The sequence below is a fragment of the Mucilaginibacter endophyticus genome (genome assembly GCF_003351025.1).
Lineage (GTDB): Bacteria > Bacteroidota > Bacteroidia > Sphingobacteriales > Sphingobacteriaceae > Mucilaginibacter > Mucilaginibacter endophyticus.
In genome coordinates, this window is record NZ_QPCG01000004.1 from 608,272 (window position 1) to 628,538 (window position 20,267).

Annotated in this window: 17 protein-coding genes; 4 read left to right on the top strand and 13 right to left on the bottom strand. The window is 43.8% G+C overall.

What is annotated here, in order from left to right:
- Window positions 1-62 precede the first annotated feature (62 nt).
- The 5 genes from DUL71_RS19530 to DUL71_RS19550 form a co-directional block, all read right to left on the bottom strand.
- Window positions 63-1,301, bottom strand: a complete 1,239-nt coding sequence (locus DUL71_RS19530; RefSeq protein WP_114939664.1) for a PP2C family protein-serine/threonine phosphatase — start codon at window positions 1,299-1,301, stop codon at window positions 63-65.
- Between the two features lie 40 nt (window positions 1,302-1,341).
- Window positions 1,342-2,550 carry an ABC transporter permease gene (locus DUL71_RS19535; protein WP_114939665.1) on the bottom strand — a complete coding sequence of 403 codons (1,209 nt, stop codon included), beginning with the start codon at window positions 2,548-2,550 and terminating at the stop codon, window positions 1,342-1,344.
- A 178-nt stretch (window positions 2,551-2,728) separates the two neighbouring features.
- Window positions 2,729-3,859 (bottom strand): glycosyltransferase, encoded by a 1,131-nt coding sequence (locus tag DUL71_RS19540; RefSeq protein ID WP_114939666.1) that lies wholly within the window; start codon window positions 3,857-3,859, stop codon window positions 2,729-2,731.
- A complete protein-coding gene (locus tag DUL71_RS19545) occupies window positions 3,843-4,817 on the bottom strand; it encodes a lysylphosphatidylglycerol synthase domain-containing protein (RefSeq protein WP_114939667.1) in 975 nt (324 codons plus the stop codon). The genes DUL71_RS19540 and DUL71_RS19545 overlap by 17 nt, the downstream gene beginning before the upstream one ends.
- An 81-nt stretch (window positions 4,818-4,898) precedes the next feature.
- Window positions 4,899-5,744: a dienelactone hydrolase family protein gene (locus DUL71_RS19550; protein WP_114939668.1), complete on the bottom strand. Its 846-nt coding sequence runs from the start codon at window positions 5,742-5,744 to the stop codon at window positions 4,899-4,901.
- A 246-nt stretch (window positions 5,745-5,990) separates the two neighbouring features.
- Between DUL71_RS19550 and DUL71_RS19555 the strand changes: the two genes are divergently transcribed.
- The gene (locus DUL71_RS19555; RefSeq protein WP_208645601.1) at window positions 5,991-7,169 is read left to right on the top strand and encodes a GAF domain-containing sensor histidine kinase; all 1,179 of its coding nucleotides are present in this window, start codon (window positions 5,991-5,993) and stop codon (window positions 7,167-7,169) included.
- Between the two features lie 158 nt (window positions 7,170-7,327).
- On the opposite strand, the gene DUL71_RS19560 is transcribed toward DUL71_RS19555, so the two are convergent.
- From DUL71_RS19560 to DUL71_RS19575, 4 genes are all read right to left on the bottom strand, one after another.
- Complete coding sequence (locus DUL71_RS19560; protein WP_112572798.1) at window positions 7,328-7,711, bottom strand: RNA recognition motif domain-containing protein; 384 nt, start codon at window positions 7,709-7,711, stop codon at window positions 7,328-7,330.
- 308 nt (window positions 7,712-8,019) lie between these two features.
- The gene (locus DUL71_RS19565) at window positions 8,020-8,472 is read right to left on the bottom strand and encodes a 3-oxoacyl-ACP synthase (protein WP_114939670.1); all 453 of its coding nucleotides are present in this window, start codon (window positions 8,470-8,472) and stop codon (window positions 8,020-8,022) included.
- Window positions 8,473-8,734: 262 nt separating this feature from the next.
- The gene (locus DUL71_RS19570; RefSeq protein ID WP_114939671.1) at window positions 8,735-9,532 is read right to left on the bottom strand and encodes an alpha/beta hydrolase; all 798 of its coding nucleotides are present in this window, start codon (window positions 9,530-9,532) and stop codon (window positions 8,735-8,737) included.
- 8 nt (window positions 9,533-9,540) lie between these two features.
- A complete protein-coding gene (locus DUL71_RS19575; RefSeq protein ID WP_114939776.1) occupies window positions 9,541-10,659 on the bottom strand; it encodes a Zn-dependent alcohol dehydrogenase in 1,119 nt (372 codons plus the stop codon).
- A gap of 299 nt (window positions 10,660-10,958) precedes the next feature.
- Here DUL71_RS19575 and DUL71_RS19580 point away from each other — a divergent pair, with 299 nt between their 5' ends.
- Window positions 10,959-12,524: an alpha-amylase family glycosyl hydrolase gene (locus tag DUL71_RS19580; RefSeq protein ID WP_114939672.1), complete on the top strand. Its 1,566-nt coding sequence runs from the start codon at window positions 10,959-10,961 to the stop codon at window positions 12,522-12,524.
- Between the two features lie 147 nt (window positions 12,525-12,671).
- On the opposite strand, the gene DUL71_RS19585 is transcribed toward DUL71_RS19580, so the two are convergent.
- The 3 genes from DUL71_RS19585 to DUL71_RS19595 form a co-directional block, all read right to left on the bottom strand.
- Window positions 12,672-13,319, bottom strand: a complete 648-nt coding sequence (locus DUL71_RS19585; protein WP_114939673.1) for a gluconate 2-dehydrogenase subunit 3 family protein — start codon at window positions 13,317-13,319, stop codon at window positions 12,672-12,674.
- 21 nt (window positions 13,320-13,340) lie between these two features.
- On the bottom strand, window positions 13,341-15,077 hold the full coding sequence (locus DUL71_RS19590; protein ID WP_112572788.1) for a GMC family oxidoreductase: 1,737 nt from the start codon (window positions 15,075-15,077) through the stop codon (window positions 13,341-13,343).
- Between the two features lie 132 nt (window positions 15,078-15,209).
- The gene (locus DUL71_RS19595) at window positions 15,210-15,872 is read right to left on the bottom strand and encodes a 3-keto-disaccharide hydrolase (protein WP_208645602.1); all 663 of its coding nucleotides are present in this window, start codon (window positions 15,870-15,872) and stop codon (window positions 15,210-15,212) included.
- 504 nt (window positions 15,873-16,376) lie between these two features.
- Between DUL71_RS19595 and DUL71_RS19605 the strand changes: the two genes are divergently transcribed.
- Complete coding sequence (locus tag DUL71_RS19605) at window positions 16,377-17,429, top strand: hypothetical protein (protein ID WP_114939674.1); 1,053 nt, start codon at window positions 16,377-16,379, stop codon at window positions 17,427-17,429.
- A 354-nt stretch (window positions 17,430-17,783) separates the two neighbouring features.
- Window positions 17,784-19,154 (top strand): histidine--tRNA ligase, encoded by a 1,371-nt coding sequence (gene hisS, locus DUL71_RS19610; RefSeq protein ID WP_114939675.1) that lies wholly within the window; start codon window positions 17,784-17,786, stop codon window positions 19,152-19,154.
- Window positions 19,155-19,381: 227 nt separating this feature from the next.
- On the opposite strand, the gene efp is transcribed toward hisS, so the two are convergent.
- Window positions 19,382-19,945, bottom strand: coding sequence for an elongation factor P (gene efp / locus DUL71_RS19615; protein ID WP_112572781.1), 564 nt, complete (start codon window positions 19,943-19,945; stop codon window positions 19,382-19,384).
- Window positions 19,946-20,267 lie beyond the last annotated feature (322 nt).

Below are 20,267 nucleotides of genomic sequence, written 5' to 3' on the forward strand. Positions count from 1 at the left end.
TGAGGCTTAAACGGTTTTGTTTCTTGTTGAGACGCATCACATGCACCTTCTTCCATTTGACGTTAAAAAATCTTTAGGGTGAGCAGCGTAATATCGTCTATGGGTTTGCTTTTATGCACATTGCTCAGGTAGTCCATTAACGCCTGGTTGAAATTATCGGGCGATAGCTCGCCGTGGGCCAGTACAAAATCGAGTAGCTTGTCCTCGTTCCATATTTTGGAACTTGGCGATTCAAAATCCATGAGCCCGTCTGTATAGTTAAAGATCAGGCTGCCGGGTTCCACATCAACCTCGCCCTCGTTTAAAAAAGGGAGGTCTTCAAAAACGCCAATCATGGTGGTGCCAAGCTTAAGCGGGATGGCCCCTCCTTCTGAATACAATATGGTTGGATTATGCCCCGCGTTAATATAATTAAGCCTGCGGGTATTTTGATTATAACGCGCCAGGAACAGGGTAATAAACCGCTCGCCTTTGGTGTTGTTGAGTACTATCTTGTTTAACCTGTCAACAATATTGGTTAAATCACCATCAACGGCAGCCCAGGCGTGCAGGCTGGCCTGGAAATTAGCCATCAGTAATGCCGCCGAAATTCCCTTGCCGGATACATCCGCAATGCACCATAAAAACTCATGCTCATTAAGGCGGATGAAATCAAAATAATCGCCGCCAATATTTTGGTGCGGAAGGTATTTGGCGCCAATCTCCACACTATCGTCCTTATGTTCCCGCATAGGGATCAGCATGTTCTGTACCTCTACCGCAAGCTCCATTTCACGCTGAAAACGTTCGGATTGCAGGCGCTCGCGAAAAAGCTTTTTGTTTTCCAGCGCCACAATGATCACGTTCATCAGCGTTTGGATGAAGTTAAGATCGTTGTTAAGCATCTCGCCGGAGGTGTTGAAATCGCCTATGAGGGCGTAGGCCAGCGCTTTACTTTTATGATATACCGGGATGAAATAGTTGTATTTTTTAAGGATGGGATCGTGATGGCCGGATATGGCAGTTGGTGCTTTAACCTTACTTAGTTTTTTGCAGGCACGGGCCAGCACTACCGACGACTCAATATCACCGCCATATTTGGCTATGCAGGCAAATTTATTATCCTTCTCAATTAAAAAACGTAGCTTGCCTACCTGCAAATAGTTTTGCAGAATAACCTCCAGCATTTGAATGAGGATAGGAGTAGCGGTGTTTTTGTTTATCGCCCGCGTAATTTCCAATAAAGAATTTAATTCCGACTGCCGTTTGAGCAAAAGCCTGATCAATTCGTCTTCGCCGGAACCGTCGTCTATATTCAGCATATTGATATAAGTCCGCTGACTAAAATAGAAGAAATAATTTTTAAATACGAGTACTTTGTGATTTTATATCAAAGGCATCGCGCAGGCCAACAGTAACCAGGTTAAAAGCATAAACCAGCAGCATAATGGCCAAGCCCGGAATTATAGCTAAAAACGCCGAATCCATAACAATATAGCCGTAATGTTCCTTGATCATGCCGCCCCAGGTTGGCGTAGGTGGTTGTGCGCCAAAGCCTAAAAAGCTAAGCCCGGCCTCCAGGAGTATAGCCGATGCAAAGTTTGATGACGCCAGTACCAGTATTGGCCCGGTGATATTGGGTAAAATATGTTTAGCTATAATGCGCTTGTTGCTAAAGCCCAGGGCCCTTGCCGCCTCAATGTATTCTACCTGCTTAAGGCCCATTACCTGCCCGCGTACTAACCGCGCAACCTCAACCCACATAGACAGGCCAACGGCTATAAATATTTGCCAAAGCCCCTTGCCCAATGCAAATGATATAGCAATTACCAACAACAGCGCCGGTAGCGCCCACAAAATATTCATGAGCCAGCTTAACGATGCATCAACCCAGCCACCGAAGTAACCCGCAACAGCCCCAACGGTTACCCCCAACAACATGCTGATGATAACCGACATTAAACCTACCGCAAGCGAGATTCGGGTACCTAAGAGCAGTCGGCTCAGCATATCCCGGCCATAGCCATCGGTGCCAAGCCAAAAGGTTTTAAAGACAATGTTCTCGTCCCTGATCCGGGCATCGTATTTTTGAAAAACAGCAGCAGAGGCGGGTACCGTTGTCGCCTGGCCATTATCATTGAAGATAACATTACCGTTTCTATAAACGGGCTTTTGTCCGGACAATACCTCAAAAATATTATATGCTTTTTTTTCGGGCTTGTCTTCATCGCCGATGTAGCCGTTTACATAAATGGAATCTTTAACAAAGCGGTAGCCGGTTATTGGTACATCTTTATAGAAAGATGGCTGGCCATACAGCATTTTAGCAAGCACATTTACGGTATCAACAGGCTCCGCTTTGCGGAGTTTTAGCATCATGTAAGCTGATCCCGGCTTTTTTGTACTGAGCTGAATGATCATGTTATTGGCCAGCGGGGTATCGTCGGGCATAATGAGATAGCCCAGTATGGCAACCAATAAGGTAAGCAGGATAAATGCCAGTCCGGCTACAGCAGTTTTATTATGCTTAAAAACACGCCAGGTGCGTTTTGCTGGTGTAATTTCGGCCAATGTGTTAATAGTTCATGTGTATTGGCTAAATATCGCTTAAATAGGTGCAATTAGCAATAAGGGACGGTTTCTTTACATTTATATAGCCGAAAAGCTTAACGCTAAAAGCCTAAAGTGATAAGTTGCTATTTGGGGCTTTTAGCTTTCAGCATTTTGCGTTCGGCTTTCAGCCTCAAGCTTATCTAACCACGCGGCCTTTCCACGCGTATTTTTTGTTTTTTCCTAAAAAGCCAATGATTACGAAATAGAGCACGTTGAGGGGCAAAACGAAGCTTACATATAATAGCAGTTCGCGTCGTTTTAAAAAGTTCATGATCGGCGTCATGTAAAATAGGTCTATCGCGTATTTAATCCCGATGGTGAGCAAAAACAGTTTCAGGAAATAGATATTAAAAATCCCCAGCACAGCCGTAAATAACAACATGAAATTGCACAGCCAAATGCTGAGCGCGAAAGCCACCATTTTTTTGTTTTTGTACTTGGTTGATTTTGATGCCCAACGACGCCTTTGCTGCATAAACTCTTTTAAGTTTGGTTTAGCGTGGGTGTATACAATCGCTTCGCGACGCTTTAAAAAGCCTATCCTGCCGGGATAGCGCTCCCCTACTTTGTGCAATAGCAGCTCATCATCTCCCGAGGCCAGGTCGTCAATACCGGTAAAACCTCCAACTTCATAAAAAACATCTTTACGATAGGCAAAATTTGCGCCGTTACAGGTAGCCGCAAAGCCATGCCCTAAAAACGAGCCGCCCATACATATGAGCGACGAAAAATCAAGCGTTTGCATCCGCTCAAATACCGATTGCTCCTGGAAGTAGGTTACCGGCGATGAGATCATCACCAGGTTGTTTTGTTCATAAAAGACAACTATGTTGCGCAGCCACTGATTGCCCATACGGCAATCGGCGTCGGTTGCTACCATCAGCTCGCCCGTTGAAAGTTTTATGGCTTCGGCTATGGCTTTTTTCTTGTAAGAGTTGAGCGTTTCGCCGAGGCTAAGCTTTAGCAGTTTTACTCCCTGCGGCGCATAGCTGCTTATAATGGCGGCAGTATTATCCGTCGAGTGATCATCAACAATAATGATCTCGACAAGGTGTTTGGGATAATCCTGGGCTAAAATATCTTCAATGGTGAGGCTGATCTTTTCTTCCTCGTTACGGGCCGCGACGAGCACAGTTACTTTAGTGTTAACAGAATCGGCAACAATGGGCGGCGTGGTGACCTTTGCCCAGCCTATCCGCAGATAAATCAGCAACACCACATAAAGCCCTATAGAAAACAACGAAATAATACTAATCAGCGCGGTCAAAGAATTTCAGTTTTAAAACGAATAACGATCCTAAAATAGCAGGAATAAATAAATTAATAAGCCATATTGATGATACCCCGGCTATTACGGCGATATTTTGATCTGTCACATAAACAAACAAATGCGAGGCGGTAAAGCCACGAACACCAATATCAAAAAGATCAAGTGATGGTATAGCCGACGACACCAGGAAAAACAATGTCAGCATCATCATCATGGGGCCAATATTCATGTTAGGTACCAGCATCTGGAATACCAGGAAATACTGGAACGAAAACGTGAGGTAACGGGCTATGCTGAACCCCATTATCGTTATGAGCTCATGGGTATGGTACCGCCCCATTACTTCAAAAAAACGATGGTACTTTTTGATGAAAGGAACCCTGTCGAGCAAGGTTACGGCCCAATTAATATTAAAGTAAAAAATAAGCTGAATGGCCACAATTATGGCGCAAACGGCAGTTACACTCCATGCCAATACTAAATTGGTATGAAGGTAGGTGGCCACAAACCAGGCCATAGCTATTACCCCCAAAACATTGGTTACCGAGCCCTGGCTAAATGAGCCTACGCCCATGGCAAAAATTCCCGGCACGCGTTTGCGGGGAGGTAAAAACATAACCCGTCCACCATATTCGCCCAGGCGGTTAGGTGTGGTTACCGCCCATGTAAGTCCGCAAAAAACGGCCTCAACAGCCTCCCACAGCGAAATATTAATGAGTGTTTTGGTTACATAACGCCACTTCAGCGCTTCTAAAAACCAGTTCAAAAACATCAATAAAACTACCAGCCCCATCACGATAACAACGTGGGTAGTACTTATTTGCGATGCAAAATGTTCAAACTGCTTTAGGTCGTTATTTTTTTTGTTGAATTGCCGGTAAATAAACCAGCCCGCAATTATTAATATACCAGCCTTAAGAAGATAAGAAACAACCTTTTTAGTAGAACCTGTCAAGTAGATAAATTTTATGCAATGTTACAAAAAAATGGGGCAAGGATTAACTTGCCCCATACAACACTACACGGTTAGTTTTGTTTACTTCAATCGTGCTTTTAAAAACGTTAATGTATTGGCATAAGCATCTTTTGTGGCCTCGCTATTGTAAATAGGATTACTTGGATTAGCAAAGCCATGGTCGGCATCGTACTGGTGCAGGTAAACTTTTTTACCGGCGGCTTTCATATCGGCCTCAAACTTAGCTACTACTTTTGGATTGATCCATTGATCTTTATTGGCAAAATTGCCCAATACATCGGTGTTTAAGGTTTTTAATTTATTTACGTCCTGCTCGGGCATGCCATAGTACATTACGCAAGCTACAGCCTTTTTACCTGCAAGCAGGCTGGTTTGCAGGCTCCATCCACCGCCAAAGCACCAACCAATGGTTGCAATACGCGCAGCAGGACCGGCATAGGCAATAGCTCCGTTTACAATGGCGCGTGCCCTGTCGTCATTTACGGCCTGCATAAATTTGCCGGCATCTTCGCGTGTAGTGGCTACTTTGCCGTCGTACAAATCAAGGTCGATGATGTTTACGTTGCCCAGGGCGTTATATAATTTTTCTGACTCCTTTTTTACATAGTCATTAAGGCCCCACCACTCGTGTATCACCAGTAAATAATTATTAGTGGGTTTTTTGGCTTTCATAAAAAAAGCCGAAGCCTGTTTGCCATCTGATGTTTTGTAGGTGATGGTCTGCCCTATGCTGCTTTGAAAGCGAAATGGCAAAGGGTTTTTGTGCGACATTTTGAACTGCGGGCTTGAGGCCAGCATGGCAAACTGTTGTGTTGCAGATGGATTGCTGCAGCAAACTACTTTACGTTGAGCAAAAGTTATGGCAGCTAAACCAATAAATAATGTTAATAGAAATAGTTTTTTCATGGGTAAAAGTTTAATGTTAGTTAAAGCTCTGGGGTTTGTTTTAAAACAAATACGGCTGTATCGCGGTTTTAGTTGTCAACGGCACTGCAATTGGCCGGCATAAATTTATGATAATGTAATCTACAATTATCTAAAATTAATGCATACCTGTTTATTATTCATGGAACCTTATGAATTAGAAACACGTATATAATAATAACCAATATATTATATAATATGCCTGTCCCGCCAATTCCTGATAATGAAATGGAAAGGCTTTTTAGCCTGTCGGAATTTGATCTTGATTATGCCGAACATAAAGACAGTTTTAAGGATTTGGCCAAGCTGGCCGCCAAGGTTGCCGGCACCGAAATTTCGTTAGTAAACCTGATTGATTCGTACACCCAATGGAGTATCAGCGGCCATGGGCTCGAGATTGAACAAATGCCGCGTGAAGACTCGGTTTGCCAGTATACCATCATCAACGGCGAATATTTTGAGGTGGAAGACCTGCAAAGGGATGAGCGGTTCAAGAATAAATTTTACGTTACGGATGAGCCCAAACTGAGGTATTATTACGGGATTCCGTTAAAAACGAGCGATGATCACAATATCGGCGCTTTATGTGTGCTCGATAAAAACGTTAAGGAACTCTCCCCCGAAAAGGTTGAGCTTTTAAAGATCATTGCCGATGAAATAGTTAACCGGTTAAAAGACCTGAAAGTAATAGGCAAGTTAAAAAACAAGCTTTCTGAAGCTAACGAAGCACAAAAAAAGGTTGCCCATGATATCCGCGGGCCGTTAAGCGGCATTATCGGCCTGGCGCAACTGATCAGCGAGCAGGGCGAGGCAAACCAGATAGAAGAAGTGTTGGAGTTTATCAACCTGATCCATAAAAGCGGTCGATCAATACTGGAGCTTGCAGATGAGATTTTAAGTGCCGATAAAAAAGATCACAAACCCATATCCAAAGGATCCGATTTCAATCTGCTTGTTTTTAAGGATAAGATTGAGCGGTTGTTTATCCCACAAGCTCGCAACAAAAACATTTTGCTTACAGTTAAAACTTCGTCCGAGTCGGAACAGATACCCATTGCCCGTAATAAACTGCTGCAAATAGCCGGCAACCTGATCTCAAATGCCATAAAATTTACCCCTGCCGGTGGCGCTGTTGATGTTGATCTGAGCCTTGAGGTAAACGATCATATCAGCATATTACAGGTCCTGGTTAAAGACAATGGGGTTGGCATTGACGAAAAAGGTATCGAGAAAATATTGAAAGGCAATGCCGCCTCAACAACAGGAACAACCGGCGAAGCCGGATTTGGCTTCGGACTGGCTTTGGTAAAACACCTTATTGAAACGCTTAAAGGATCCTTAAATATTTACTCAAAGCATGGCCAGGGAGCCGTATTTGAAGTAAGGCTGCCACAAAAAATACAATAATAAAAATCTAACTGTTTGGAAAATTCAGGACATAGAAAATTGCGTAAGGCAAAATATCCTTAAATAAATTGTTTTCCGGAAAGGTAGATTTACAGTGCATTATCTAAATTAAAATACCGGATCAAAGGAACCCGGTATTTTAATTTAGGTTATATTTTTTACCAGCTTTTGCCGCCGCCGCCACGATTGTCTCTTGAATAGCCGCCGCCACCGCCGCCGCGGTTGCCACCACCATAACCACCGCCACCACGGTTACCACCGCCGTAGCCGCCACCGCTGCTTCTGCGATCACCGCCTGGTTTTTTCTCTTCTGCCTGGCTTACTGCAATTGACCTTCCTTTAACTTCAGAACCGTTTAGGCCGCTTATAGCTTGTTGTGCTGCCTCATCATCTGCCATTTCAATGAATCCGAACCCTTTGCTTCTTCCTGATTCCCTGTCAATAATAATTTTTACTGAGTTAACTTCACCATAAGCTTCGAAAAGCTGTTTTAAATCGGCTTCCCCTAAAGAAAAAGGAAGACTTCCTACGAATATGTTCATTAATATTTAGTTTTTAATGGGCATGCTTGTTAATTACCCACGTTTTGTTAACATCAAATATAGTAATAGATATTTGATGATTACTGCATGTTTATGTGAATGAGTGCTTTTATTTTAAAAAAAATTATTTTTTTTCAGGTTTTGAGCGCCTAATTGGCATTAGGCAACCCATTATTACAAAGGGATATACATTTTGTTTTAAAAACAAGGTGTTTTTGTAAAATAAATATGGAAAACACGTGCAACCATATTTTTTTAATATTAACGTAACAAAAAAATTATTTTTCGGACATAACAGACGGCAAAAATTAAGCAACTGACGCTATTTTATAGGGCTTTCCGTTCAGTGTAAACTCATCCCCTGCTTTTTTACCGTTAAGCATATTACCCACCGGCGATGCCGGTGATACCGCGAAATAGGTTTTGCCTTCGTGCGCTAAACTGCCCGCGCTTATGGCCAGGTAAAAATTGCCGCTGTTGGTAATTATCACACTGCCAGGTTCGGCATGTGTTGATATACCGGTAGTTGGAATGCGGTTTAAGGCAACCAACAGCTTGTTGGCTTCATTAAGCTGGGCCATATTACGGTTGGTTTCCTGTTGCATCATTTCGCGCCCGGTTTCGTATTTATCGCCTGCACTGCTTTTGGTATCATCGGTTGATGCCTTTTGCGCGTCGGCTATGGCAAGCTCTGCGGCCTCCATAATTTTGCGTACATGATTAACACATAGTTGATGTAATTCTTTCTTCAGATCGTCCATTTTCAATATCAAACAAAAAACTAAAATAGAAGAAAAGATCAATACATATGGGCAGAGAAATGGAGCTGTAAAAATAAAAGCCCCCTTGCACTCGCTGCTTGGGGGCTTTAAACCTAAACCTTATCACTATTTGCAGGTGTTAACCTACAAAGTAGGTAAACGTTACTAATAGTGATAATGGTATGTTCGACTAATCAAATCTGACAAAATAATGATATTCGCATATTATGATACAACTGTTAGTTTATATTAAAGGCCTCGCTTACAGCTTGCCCGCAAAAAACTTAAGGGTTGATATAATATGCTTTGCCCAGTACAACCATTCATGCCCGCCCGTATTTTCTTCATAAATATGCTCTATCTTTTCCTTGGTCAGCTTTTTATGCAGGTCGCGGTTGTAATTGATGAGCAGGTCATTGGTTCCGCAATCAAACCTCACAGGAGGCAGCTGGTCCCTGTACTTTTTAAATGTTGCAAATACGTCTTCGTCGGCTATGATATCCTGCGCGTAGGTTTTCAATGGCTCTCCGGCAAAAAGTTTGATCTGCGGCAGGCTTGTTATAGATGAAAGGCCCGAAATAGCTTTAAACTTATACCCGTATTTTGCACCTATCCTTAAAGCGCCGAAGCCCCCCATAGATAGGCCTGCAATAAACAAAGGCGAATTTGGTGTTGCGCCGGGAATGTTTTCCATTATTGCTGTAGGCACATCATCGGCAATCCATTGCTCAAAATTGAAGCCGCTGTGCGGTAAGTATCCAGAGCCATCGCCCCAAAGCCCGTCTGACGGCATGGCGAGGATCATTTTTGGCAGTTCGCCTTTTTTAATGAGTTCGTTGGTGGTTAAATGAACGCCGGCACTCATGGCCCAGCTCCAGGCACTCCCGTATACACCATGCAATAATATCACAATGGGCAGTACTTCATTTTTATTGTTCCCTGGCGGAACATATACGCAAATATCTCCCCTGCCCTTCAGGTTTGGGGTTTTTACAGTTATAAACCGTAGATGATTGCTTTCATATTGCGGGTTGGAAATTTCTGTGGTTTTAAATGGCATGAGCTTGTTCAGTCGAAAACGATAACACCTTTGGCGTTCCTGCCCTTCAGCATGTCGTCAAAAGCCTTATCAAGTTCGTTAATAGGGTATGTACGTGTAATCATTTCTTCAAGTAATAAGTGCCCGCTGGTATAGTGTTGTACTATATCCGGAAAATCAATTTGCGGGCGGCATTTGCCATAAAGCGGATTGATATAAATTTTATCCCACTCAAAAAGGCGCATATCAATAGTAATGTCCTGTTCAATGCCGCTTACTTGCACGGCAGTGCCCGCGTTGCGAACCATAGCTAAAGGCGCCGCTCCTAACTCGGGGATGGCGGTACATTCAAAAGCATAATCGGCACCGCGGCCATCAGTAAGTTTTTTTACTTCCTGCGCTGCATTAAGTAGGCCGGTATCATCTTTTGAGGCCAGAACAGTGTGCGTGGCGCCAAATTTAACAGCCATTTCAAGCCGTGCTGGGTTAATATCAACGGCGATGATCTTTCCTGCGCCTGCAACCTTTGCGCCTTGTATCACATTAAGGCCCACGCCGCCGGTGCCCAGCACTACGGCCGATGAGCCTTTTTTTAGTTTAGCGGCATTTATAACAGAGCCATAACCCGTCATTACCCCGCAACTGATAATACTCGCCGCCGGGAACGACATACTCTCGGACGTGTTTTTTACCACCGCCGATTCTTTTACCAGGGTATATTCGGCTATAGTGCCAATGTTGAATGATCTTAAAATGGGTTCGCCGTTTAATGTGGTGCCTTCAAGTTCGGCATGGCCCGGAGTGTAGCCGTTGCCGCCGGCTGCAACCGGCGAGGCTACTTCACACAAATGCTGATTGCCTTCCAGGCATTGAAAGCATTTGCCACAATGCATAGCCCAGTTCAGGATCACCTTATCGCCGGGTAACACACTGCTAATATTTTTCCCGACAGAAACCACAATGCCGGCACCTTCATGGCCTATAATGAGTTGTTTACCCCAATTAAGGGAATCATGATCGGTATGGCAAAGCCCCGCGGCTTTTATTTTAACCAGCACTTCATCGTCTTTGGGCTCGTTCACCACAATATCCTGTATCGAAAACCCGCCTTTGCCATTGGCAATAGCAGCCTTGCACGTTATATCCATAATCGTGATATATATTGAGGTTGTTTCATTGGCCCCGCTTAACAATATAGGTGTCATTAAAGCAGCATACCGGCGTAGCCGAAATATGCTTAACTTATAAAACAAAAATATACTAACACTTGGTTTTAAAACTTTAGCAAATTGTCCAAAAAGTGGCTTATTTTATCCAGGACTTTGTTTTTGAGTAATTTTGCCGCTTGTTTGACACAGCGAGGGATAAAATAAGCCACTTTTTCTCACTTATAGTAATTGTTAATTATCAGGGCTTTATGTTACTTTAAAAACCGATTGTAACTTTTATGAAACTAAACAGGCAATTTATCCTCAGCTGTTTGTTGTTTGGGTTAATTTTCACGACAATTAGCGCAAAGCCTAAAGCGGCAAGCAACGATGAAATCATTTATCATATATTTCAGCGAAGTTTTTATGACAGCAATGGCGATTATCATGGCGACCTGAATGGCATCCGGCAAAAGTTGGATTATTTGCAGGACCTCGGGGTGACCTCTATCTTGTTAACCCCGCTGTATGAATCGGCATTTTATCATAATTATTTCGCTATCGATTTTGAAAAGATCGATCCAAAGTACGGTACCCTTGCTGATTATCTTAAGCTGATTAAAGAATTGCATCGCCGTGGAATGAAGTTTTATATGGACATGGAAACCCAGTATGTGACTGAAGATTCCCGATGGTGGAAGGAAGCTTTCGGGAATCCCCAATCGCCGTATAGCGACTATATTTTATGGGATGATAAGGACAATCAAAAGCCATCGACCATAGTATATAACCTCACCGGGCTCAAAGGTTACGACGGCATAACGCGCAAAATAACCACTGCTAATCTCAACAGCGACGCCTCAAAAGCTTATAATCTTAAACTGTTCAGCTACTGGATTGATCCTAACGGCGATGGCAAATTTGATGATGGTGTGGATGGTTTCCGGCTTGATCATATGATGGACGATCTGGATAATAAAGGTCGCCTTCCCCACCTGTTTGATACGTTTTGGAACCCGATGTTAGCTCAATTAAGGGCCATCAACCCTAAAATAAAAATAGTTGCCGAACAGGCTAATTGGTTTAGCCTGGGTAACGAATATCTGGAACATGGCGGTGTTGATCGGGTGTTTGGGCTGCGTTTGTGCTTCGCTATCCGGTCGTTTGATAAAAAGCTGCTTTTAGCCAATGCCGATTCAACGCTGGCTATGCTGCCACCCGGCAAACAGCAGGTGGTTTTTATCGAAAATCATGACGTTCCCCGCTTTAGCTATGCAGTGAAGGGAGATTTGACAAAGATGAAGGTGGGCTGTGCTTTTAACCTGCTGATGGGCGGCATCCCTACCATTTATTATGGACAGGAATTGGGGATGACCGGTACTTCGGCAAATTTTGGCGCTACTGATGCCAATGAAATTCCCGACAGGCAAGCATTTGAATGGTATAAAAGCGATACCGGCAAAGGCATGGCGCTATGGTATAAGCAAACAGGCCCCTGGAAAGATCAGTTCAATGGCGATAAACCGAACGATGGTATCTCTTTAGAGGAAGAACAGCAGGATCCTAATTCGTTATGGCATTACTATAAAAAGATGATCGCCATTCGCAAAGCAAACCCCGCCCTTGTTGACGGCAGTTATAAAACTATCGGTAATGATAACGATCATGTTTTTACTTTTATGAGAAGGGACGCCAGGCAAACCATATTGGTGGCCATAAATCTGTCGGATAAAGAAACCGGGGCAAACATTGATGCCGGTGGGAATCCGGTTGGTATTATTGGTGATGTTAAACCGGCGCTGAAAGATAGAAAACTGGCGGTTACTTTGCCTGCTTTTGGCGTTGCGGCCTGGGCGTTAAAATAAAAAGGGGCTTCAAGCCCCTTTTTATTTGTTTATCACATGTCATTGCGAGCGAAGCGTGGCAATCGCACGGAAGCATAGCCGCCCTGTATAGCATGCGATTGCTTCGTCGTTCCTCCTCGCAATGACATTATTGAAGCGAGTGGTGGCCTACATCGAAGCCGAAGCCTTCACGTTCTCCATACCGTAATGTTTCAGGATATCATCAGGAACACCTGTCCATTTGCCGGGCTGGTTACCTGCATAGCCAATATCTTTTACACCAATTTCGCTGGTGAAAAAGCCGGAGGCGGTAAGATCACGCATGCGGTTAAAGAAAGCAACACCCTGGGCCATTTCTGGCTTGGCTTTAGCTGGGTAAGCGATCATATCAACCAACTGGATCTGCTGATCTTTAGTGCAATCGGTAAATGGTTTGCCAAAGCGGTTAAGACACTGCAAGTCAAGCCAGCGCAGGCCACCGCGCATTGGTGTTTGATGGTCCGGAATATCTTTTACGATAAACTCGATAAAATCAGGAACCTTAGCATCGGAGGCACTGCCTGATTTGTCATCTTTAGGGATAATAATGTCGGCAAGTACGGTGATGGTGGCCATTTCTGCCGCGGTGAAAAATTTATCGGCATGCAGTTTTTTGTCGCGCTCAACCTCAAACGGCTGGCGACCGGTTTCGTCACCTGCAGCAGCCGTGGTTGTTTCTTCCGCGCCTTTTTTAGTATCGGTTTTACAGGCCTCCAGTAATAATCCTGCCGAAAGTGTGGTAAAGCCTAATGCTTTAAGGGAATCACGTCTGTTCATGATATTTTATGGATGTGCTTGTTAAACGTTTAATTTTTTTCTTTCCTGAATAATGTATTCTGCTGTACGCATTGATAACGCAAGGATTGTCCATGTAGCGTTTTTATCGCCCTGTTGAACAAACGGAGCAGCATCAACTACAAACAGGTTTTTACAATCATGGGCCTGGCACCATTTGTTAAGGGCCGATTTTTTAGGATCGTTACCCATACGGATAGTACCTACTTCGTGGATGATCTTACCTGGTGCTTCCAAACCGTAATTGGTTTCCGGACCTTGCGGCGGACCATAAATGGCACCACCCATATTGTGCATGATCTCCTGGAAGGTTTCCTGCATATGTTTGGCCTGTTTAATTTCTTCAGGAGCCCATTTATAATGGAAACGCAATACCGGGATACCGTATTTATCAACTACGTTAGGATCAATTTCGCAATAGTTATCATAACGGGCTATGGCAGTACCACGACCGGCCATGCCAAACTGGGTACCATAAAAACGACGATAATCGTCTTTCAATGATGCGCCATAGCCACCGCCATCTTTCATTTTACCATCGCGACCGGGCACTACGCCGTTCATGTTTTGGATACCACCGCTGAAACCGTATGATGGCATGTGTAAACCACCGCCGTATTCAATATGGTAACCACGAGGGAAGTCCAGTTTTTTATTATCCAGCCACCATGGTGAGTAGATATGCACACTACCAACACCATCTTCGTTATAACGTTTACGGTCTACCAGTTGCGGAAGGAAACCGCCCGCGCTTGAACCGGTTGAGTCATGCAGGTAACGGCCAACAACACCGCTGCTGTTAGCTAAACCGCCCGGGTGCTGAGCTGATTTTGAGTTAAGCAGGATCCTGGCAGATTCGCCGGCACTTGCACCGAGGATAACCGTTTTGGCGTTAACCTGGTACTCTTGTAAATCTTCTTTATTAATGTATGATACACCAACGGCTAAACCTTCGGCATTGGTTATCACCTCACGCACCATGGCATTAGTGATCACTTTTAAGTTGCCGGTTTTAATAGCCGGGATAACCAGGCAAGAAGAAGCCGAGAAATCGCCATAAACCTTACAGCTACGACCGCACTGGCCGCAGAAGAAACAGGCGCCACGATCTTTATTGCCCGGTAAAGCTTCTGTTAAAACCGAACCACGGCCCGGAATAATTTTAACGCCTGCTTTTTGAGCACCCTGTACAATGTACAGCTCGTTAAGTCTTGGTTTTGGCGGAGGTAAGAAAATACCATCCGGCTCGTTTTCCAAACCTTCTTTGGTACCGTAAACACCAATCATGCGGTCAACCTTATCATAATAAGGTTTTACATCGTCATAGGTGATTGGCCAATCGTCGGTAAGTCCGTCTTTGGCCTGGAAATCGCGCGGGCCCATCCTTAAAGAGATACGGCCCCAGTGATTGGTACGGCCGCCCAGCATACGCGAGCGGAACCAGAAAAACTCGGTTTTATCTTTAGTGGTGTAAGGCTCACCATCAATTTGCCAGCCACCGAAGGCCGCGTCAAAATCGCCGAACGGACGGGTTGTGCCCGCACCGCGGCGTGGTGATTCCCACGGCCATTTTAACTGTTGTGAATCTTTAGCAGGGTCAAAATAGGCACCGGCCTCAAGCATTAAAACTTTTATACCGGCATTGGCCAAAACGTAACCGGCCATACCCCCACCGGCACCCGAACCAACAATCACCACGTCATAGGTGGCTGATGATTTTTTAATTTGCAGATCGCTCATATTATATCAAAGTATCCTTCTATTCTTATATGGAGAGGAAATTACACATGCCATAGCATGTTAAACACAATTTAAGTTAAGGTATAAATATATGAACAGGGCGCTATAAACGTACCCTGTTCATGAAAAATATTAAAGCTCTTTAAGTTTAATGTTACGGTAACTAACCAGGTGACCATGATCCTGTAAAGCGATGTGGCCTTTAGGATATTGAGCAAAACCCTTCCAGTTTTTGAATTTGCTATCTGCCAATGCTTTGTTCCACTCCTCGCTACCCATTTTCACGTCAACAATCTGGGTGCCGTTAAGCCAGAAAGTAAGCTGGCCATCTTTTTTACGCAGCTTTACTTTGTTCCATTCGCCGGCAGGTTTGCATACATCTTTTGATGGGGCAATCATATCGTATAATGAGCCCGCAAGGTGGTTTGCTTTTTTATTGTCCTCGGCATCTTTATTATCCAATACCTGCATTTCCATACCGGTTAGGTAGGTTGCGCCAAATTGAGGATCTTCATGCACACCGAAAATGATACCGCTGTTACCTTCTTTGCTGATGTTCCACTCTAAGGTAAGCTCATAGTTTTCGTATTCGCCGTCGGTAACCAAGTCACCATGACCTTCTGCTGCTTTCGGATCGAGTTGTAAAGCGCCGTCAACAACTTTCCAGCCTACTACTTCTTTTTTTAAATAGGTGTGCCAGCCTTTGGTGGTTTTCCCGTCGAAAAGTTTGGTCTGTGCCGATACCGACAGGCAAAAGGCAGGGATGGCCATAAGGCCAAGCATGATCTTTTTCATAAGTTATAATTGTTTTTTATAGTATCGGAACCGCCATGTAAATAGCTTTGGTTGGTTGAAGCGGCTCCTGTTGGTTTCATAGTATTTGCTCTGTACAAGGTATGTGACTTAAAAAGTTTAAAACTGTTTAAGAACTATATTTTGATAAAACGTTTTAATTACAAATTAAGCGAACATTTTTTAGGTTGCGATAAATATATTGGCTTTTTTTTAATGCTAAAACGATTATCGCAAAAATAAAGTATAAGCCGGCGAAAACAGAGGTAAAAGCTTGGTTACAATATTCGTTTAACGATATAAACAGCCAACAAACGTGTATAATTTCCGGCAAATGTCATAAGAAACAAACTGCAGATACATTTACTTAGCCCTGACATATCCCTGATTGTACAAAAACTTATAATAAGTAATATTGCGCCGTTATTCTTAACCGTATGTTAACACATAGGGTTAACCATAAGCAGCTATAATCCAGGCATTATCGGTAAAACAATACTTACTACATTGATCAATTTTTATTTTATAAAACCGGATTTTAAGAAGTCCGCTTTAACACTCCGTCCTAATTTTACGTTTGCGTTAAAAGCAATTTGTGCGCTGCTCATTTTTATCGCAGTTGATAACTCAAAGGCCATTGCCGGCATTAACACCCCTGCCCCGGCAGACTCATTGGCCGATAGCACGCTGATGAAAAAGCGCTTGATTAACCAGGCTTTCGATCATATTTATGAGCAAAACCTGCGTGTATCCGAAGGTGGCAACGATTACTTTAACAAGATAAAAACACAGCTCACTGCCGATCTGGCGCCGAACTTTGTTTTATTCAGTACGCCAAAATCACGTTTCTTCTTCGTGTTTACGGCAAGGGTGAAAATCCGTTTGCTGGCCTCGCAAGGTGCGCCGGTAAAATCGCCAAGCTTTATGCCGGGCGCTACCCTGTATTTCAGGGTGAACGAGGATACCTACAATCCAAAATTCTTCTCGTTTGGTTACTCGCACCACTCAAACGGGGTACGCGGCCCATCGCTTAACCCTGATGGCAGCTTTAACCGCGATAGTGGGAAGTTCACTACCAACTTTTATACTTTAACTTATTATAGCGGTAAGCGCTTCGACAAAAAAGACCTGATCATTAACCGTTACGATAACCTGGGTTTAGAGGTTCATGCCGGTTTGTTTAACCTGGGATTGTCTGAAGGATTGAAAGATCATTACGGTTTTATCCGCATCAACGGCAGCCGTATGTACAACTTTGCCAAGGCCTATGAAGACCCTACAGATAAAAGCAAAAAGATCTATCAAAACTGGCAGCGGATCCGGTTCGACTTCACTTATATTGCCGATAAGTATGATAATTACTCGAGCTTTGATTTCAAAAAACGTTTAAACGTGAGCCTGAAATATTACTACCAGTTTCCGTTTATGCCCGATGCTGCCCTCATGATTGGCGGCGGCTATCGTGGTCAGGACGATTATAACCAGTTTTTTGAAGACAGCTATGGTTATGTTACCATTGGCTTTGCAAGTAGCTTGACTTTTAACGCGCATAAGCGGTAGGATTATCGCTCATCATTGAATAGGATTACAAAAAAGAGGGTTCGTTTTCGAACCCTCTTTTTTTGTTTTAAATCGTCGCCGCTGCTCGGTTCCAGCTTACAAGTGTTGGAAAGAGTAAAGTTATCTGGAAAAACAAATAACAACCCTGTCATTGCGAGCGCAGCGTGGCAATCTCGTAGCCAATGCATGACCGATCTGCATAGCTACGAGATTGCTTCGTCGTCCCTCCTCGCAATGACATAACTTTTTAATCGCTGCCGCAAGCCTGTGGCTTGTGGCCCTCAGGTCAGGTAACACATTACGCAACCCCGCTCATCCCAACACGCATAACCCTCTTTTTTGTACATTTGCGGCATGGCATCCATTAAACCATCCGTACCCAAAGGCACCCGCGATTTTTCACCGGCCGAAATGGTGAAACGCAATTATATTTTTGATACTATTAAATCTGTTTTCCGCAAATACGGCTATCAGCAGATAGAAACACCGACGATGGAAAATTCATCAACCTTAATGGGAAAATATGGGGAAGAGGGGGATAAGCTGATATTTAAAGTGCTTAACAGTGGTGATTATCTTGCCAAAGTTGATGAGCAAAAACTTATTGAGCGTAACTCAAATTCTGTTGCGGTCGCGATTTCTGAAAAAGCCCTGCGCTACGACCTTACCGTGCCCTTCGCGCGTTATGTAGTACAACACCAGAACGAGATCACCTTTCCGTTTAAACGTTTCCAGGTGCAGCCGGTTTGGCGTGCCGACAGGCCTCAGCGCGGCCGTTACCGCGAGTTTTATCAGTGCGATGCGGATGTGGTTGGTTCCGACTCACTGTTGAACGAAGCCGAGTTTATTATGATCTATGACGAGGCTTTAACCAATCTTGGCCTTAAGGATTTCAGCATTAAGATCAATAATAGAAAAATACTATCCGGAATAGCTCAGGTTATAGACAAAGCTGATAATATTATTGATTTGACTGTAGCTATTGATAAGCTGGACAAGATAGGCCTTGATGGTGTGATCAAGGAGCTGCTTGAAAAAGGCTTTACGGATGCCGATATCGACAAATTGAAGCCTGTAATCCTGCTTGAAGGTAATAACACTGAAAAGCTGGCAAGTCTGCGTGATGCATTGGCACAATCAGAGATTGGTTTAAAAGGCTGCGATGAAATAGAAACTGTTTTTGGCTATATAGAGCGTTGCCCGCTGCAAACTGCCAAGCTTGAATTAGATATTACGCTTGCCCGTGGTTTGAACTATTATACCGGCGCTATCTTCGAGGTGAAAACCAACGAAGTGAACATGGGCAGCATCGGCGGTGGTGGTCGTTATGATGATCTTACCGGCATGTTTGGTTTGAAAGGCCTTACCGGTGCGGGAATATCCTTCGGTGCCGACAGGATTTATGATGTACTGGAGGAGCTTAACCTGTTCCCTGCAGGCAGTAACCAGACTACCCAGGTGCTTATATGTAATTTCGATAAAGAAGGCGAACTTTATAGTTTATCTCTATTGCGGGCGCTTCGCCGCAATAATATCAATACCGAGCTTTATCCGGCAGGCGCGAAAATCAAAAAGCAAATGGAATATGCCAACAATAAAAACATCCCTTATGTGGTAGTTATCGGCGGCGATGAAATGCAAACCGGCTTATTGACGTTTAAGGATATGACCAGCGGCGTGCAGGAGAAGTTGACCGCGGACGAAATTGTGGCGAAACTGAACTAATAACTAACTATTATATGTCATTGCGAGGAGCGGAGTAGGGTCTGAACTGCGGGCGACGCGGCAATCTCGTCGTTATGCCTGTGAGACATGCAAAGCCGCTGAGCACAGCTACGGGATTGCCACGCTATCGCTCGCAATGACATAAGAGCAAAAAGAGAAGGGGTTTCGCAACGCGAAACCCCTTCTCTTTTTATTAAAACCATCACTCCCCCTTTAGGGGCCGGGGGCTATCCTTTCACGCGCTCAACGTAAGCGCCAGTAGCGGTATCTACCTTAACCTTATCGCCAATATTGATGAACAATGGTACACGGATCTCCGCGCCGGTTTCAACTGTAGCGTTTTTCATGGCACCGCTTGAAGTATCGCCTTTAACGGCTGGTTCTGTATAAGTAATTTCCAATTCCGCAGAACCTGGGATTGAACCCATGATAGGCTCTTCGCTTTCAAAGGCAACAATTACGTTCATTCCTTCTTTTAAAAATTTAACTGCCGGGCCAAATAATGCTTTTGGCACGTTATGCTGATCGTAGGTAACGTTGTCCATTACTACTAATGAATCACCTTCGTCATATAAATACTGATAATCGTTGGTTTCAACGCGGGCTATGTCAACCTCTTCATCTGTACGGAAACGGTATTCAACCAATTTACCTGATTTAACGTTGCGCATGCGGGCCTGGTAAAACGCGCGTAAGTTGCCCGGGGTACGGTGTAAAAACTCTTCTACCTGAACTAATTCGCCATTGAAGCGAAGTACATTTCCATTTTTAACATCTGATGCCTTAGCCATAAAATAATATTGAGGCGCAAACTTAGTTACTTAAGCGCAAAGAAACAAGTAGTTAGTGGTTTAGTGAGTGGTTGATTGGGTTGATTAGGTGAGTGGTTTACTGTTTTGATGAGGAATAGGCGATTTATTGAAGAGTTGTTAGCGGGCCTGAAAAAACGGTTTTTGAACTGAAATTTATCGAATTAAGGATTCTTCTATTTATTAGAATGCCTTTAAATCATGATAAATTGTTTCTGGCGTGTATACGGAACTCCTATGGAGCTGTTTTATTTATGGATAGATTACTATAAACACGACACCCCTATGGGGTGTAATATCGGGT

Excerpts from the sequence above, each read along its gene's own strand:
- DUL71_RS19550 (WP_114939668.1), bottom strand. The coding sequence starts at position 5,744 with ATGAAAAAACTATTTCTATTAACATTATTTATTGGTTTAGCTGCCATA.
- hisS (WP_114939675.1), top strand. The coding sequence starts at position 17,784 with ATGGCATCCATTAAACCATCCGTACCCAAAGGCACCCGCGATTTTTCA.
- DUL71_RS19560 (WP_112572798.1), bottom strand. The coding sequence starts at position 7,711 with ATGAACATATTCGTAGGAAGTCTTCCTTTTTCTTTAGGGGAAGCCGAT.
- DUL71_RS19580 (WP_114939672.1), top strand. The coding sequence starts at position 10,959 with ATGAAACTAAACAGGCAATTTATCCTCAGCTGTTTGTTGTTTGGGTTA.
- DUL71_RS19595 (WP_208645602.1), bottom strand. The coding sequence starts at position 15,872 with ATGAAAAAGATCATGCTTGGCCTTATGGCCATCCCTGCCTTTTGCCTG.
- DUL71_RS19555 (WP_208645601.1), top strand. The coding sequence starts at position 5,991 with ATGGAAAGGCTTTTTAGCCTGTCGGAATTTGATCTTGATTATGCCGAA.
- efp (WP_112572781.1), bottom strand. The coding sequence starts at position 19,945 with ATGGCTAAGGCATCAGATGTTAAAAATGGAAATGTACTTCGCTTCAAT.
- DUL71_RS19565 (WP_114939670.1), bottom strand. The coding sequence starts at position 8,472 with ATGGACGATCTGAAGAAAGAATTACATCAACTATGTGTTAATCATGTA.
- DUL71_RS19575 (WP_114939776.1), bottom strand. The coding sequence starts at position 10,659 with ATGGATATAACGTGCAAGGCTGCTATTGCCAATGGCAAAGGCGGGTTT.
- DUL71_RS19590 (WP_112572788.1), bottom strand. The coding sequence starts at position 15,077 with ATGAGCGATCTGCAAATTAAAAAATCATCAGCCACCTATGACGTGGTG.
- DUL71_RS19570 (WP_114939671.1), bottom strand. The coding sequence starts at position 9,532 with ATGCCATTTAAAACCACAGAAATTTCCAACCCGCAATATGAAAGCAAT.
- DUL71_RS19585 (WP_114939673.1), bottom strand. The coding sequence starts at position 13,319 with ATGAACAGACGTGATTCCCTTAAAGCATTAGGCTTTACCACACTTTCG.
- DUL71_RS19530 (WP_114939664.1), bottom strand. The coding sequence starts at position 1,301 with ATGCTGAATATAGACGACGGTTCCGGCGAAGACGAATTGATCAGGCTT.